Here is a 2,414-nt window from a genome sequence, read left to right on the forward strand (position 1 = left end):
GGTGAGAATTGCAGTTACAGGGTCTCTCAATTACCGGGATACAGATGTGGCTAATGGGATCACTTATTATTATTGGGTAAAGTCGACAGGGACAGATGGCAGCACTGTTAACTCCAACGTTAGTTCGGCTACGCCTTTAATACCGTCGTCAATAAGGTTATCGTCAGCAGCTACTAGTGGGGAAGTTAACCTGACCTGGGATGCGACCAATATAACATCAAGTTATTCTGTTTACCGCGACACTGATAATAACCCGGCAGGACGTGTGCGAATTGCAGTAACGGCATCTTCAAAGTACACAGATACAAGTGTAGCTAATGGAACTACCTATTACTATTGGGTCAAGGGTACTGATGCAAACGGCCTTTCCGTCAATTCAAATTACACAGAAGTCACCCCTGCAGGTAGCACGTTTACAACATACTATATAGCACCCAACGGTAGTGATAGCAATTTGGGAACTTCCAAGGCCAGTCCATTCGCTACCTTACAAAAAGCAAACAGTGTAGTGCAAGCTGGTGATGTTGTTTATATCCGTGGAGGCCAATACAACATTACAAATAGTGACCTGACTTATGTAAATGCAAATGGAACAACGGTTGCTGAAGATAACTCATTATATGCATGTGGAACCAAACTCACCACTAGCGGAACCTCCTCTGCACCAATAAAATACTATAACTACGGAAGCGAAACACCCATTTTTAATTACAGTGGTGTAACCAAGCAAAAGCGTATAACAGGAATACTTGTTACCGCATCTTACATAGTCTTAAAGGGTATTGAGATAATTAATGTACCCGTTAACCTGGCTGTTACCTACAACACACAATCAGAATGTGTAAGAAACTTAGGAAGCAACAATAAATATGAGCGCCTGGTGATGCATGATAGTGAAGCTATTGGTTTCTACCTGGCCAAGGGAGCTAATAACCTGATTTATAACTGCGATGCCTATAATATTTGGGATAAGACCTCTGGGAATCGACTTGGTGAAAATTCAGATGGTTTTGGCGCACACCCTGCTGCTGGTGGCACCGGAAATGTTTTCAAAGGGTGTCGAGCATGGTTCTGTGCAGACGACGGTTTTGATGCAATCAGTGCCTTTGAGTCTGTTACTTTTGAAGAATGCTGGGCTTTTTATAATGGTTACTCAACAAACTATACTAAGCTGTCTAATGGTAACGGCTTTAAGGCCGGAGGTTATGGCTTAACACCAAGAAGATTACCTTCTACTATTCCAAGTCATACCACAAAGAAGTGTTTGTCTGTAGGTAACAGGTCAGCAGGATTCTATGCTAATCACCACCCTGGAGGTTTAAAATGGTATAGTAATACGGCCTATAATAATGGAGTCAATTTCAATATGCTGGGTGGAATTATCAGTGGAAGTAATGGAGCTTATAAGATCACTGATACTCCTGGGCAAAAAATGATCCTCAACAATAATATCTCTCACTACAGTTCAAATTCGAATATTAATATCCCAAGTTCGGGGCAAGCAATTATTAATTTGGACTATGCTTCAAGTAATGAGGGGTACAACACTTTTACAATGAGTGGTGTATCCGTATCTGATGAAGATTTTCAGAGTCTGAATTTATCTCAATTAAGTGCAGCGCGAAATTCGTCGAATGGTTATCTTCCTGAGATTACCACCTTGCATTTAAGTAGTGGGTCTGATTTGATTGATGCCGGAATTTCTGCGGGAGGAGTGAGCTATGAGGGTACGAGTCCGGATTTAGGTTGTTTCGAGACGAGCTTTTTAAGCCAATCTGTTTCTAAATCAGTGGCTCGTGGCACTGATACAGAAATATCTATATACCCTAATCCGGCCCAGGACTATGTAAACATTGCTCTACCACCAAGCATGCAAAATAAGGCAACAATAAATATCCTCAATGCCTTTGAGCAGGTTATAATTAGCCAATCCATATCGGGTGGGCTTAATACAATTGACATCAGTGGTATTCGCAAGGGAATATATACACTCCGGATAATTAAGGATAGGGATGTGATAAGCAGAGTGCTTGTTAAAAAATAGCGGGATATAAGCCAAACTCTATTACAGGAAAGAGAAGGGTAGGGCTTTGGAATTATAAATTCCGAAGCCCCGCTTTAGCAAAAGTTCTCTATAAATGAAACCGGTAAGAGAGCGTTACTTTCCCTTTGCTTCCGCATATTTTTTGAAGTTATCCAAAATAGCCTGCCAGCCATCCCTCTGCATTTCTACAGAATTTTCTCCCTCTGCTTCAAAAGTTTCAGTTACCCTGGTCTTGCCGTTTTCCTCTTTGAACAATATACTGACCTTTCTGTCGTCGTCCATAGTATATCTGATCTTAGCATTGGTTTTTACCTCGTCATAGACACCTCCAAAATCAAATCCCATACTGCCGTCCTTGGCTTCCATACGA

2 protein-coding genes are annotated in these 2,414 nt (G+C 41.4%); one reads left to right on the forward strand and one right to left on the reverse strand.

Going from position 1 to position 2,414, the window contains the following annotated elements:
* A partial coding sequence (locus tag E1163_RS00955) for a right-handed parallel beta-helix repeat-containing protein (RefSeq protein ID WP_155168655.1) occupies nucleotides 1–2,044 on the forward strand: 2,044 nt, incomplete at its 5' end.
* A 114-nt stretch (nucleotides 2,045–2,158) separates the two neighbouring features.
* On the opposite strand, the gene E1163_RS00960 is transcribed toward E1163_RS00955, so the two are convergent.
* Nucleotides 2,159–2,414, reverse strand: a 256-nt coding sequence (locus tag E1163_RS00960; protein WP_185155907.1) for an SRPBCC domain-containing protein, incomplete at its 5' end; no start/stop codon positions are given.

It is taken from the genome of Fulvivirga kasyanovii, assembly GCF_009711405.1.
GTDB lineage: Bacteria > Bacteroidota > Bacteroidia > Cytophagales > Cyclobacteriaceae > Fulvivirga > Fulvivirga kasyanovii.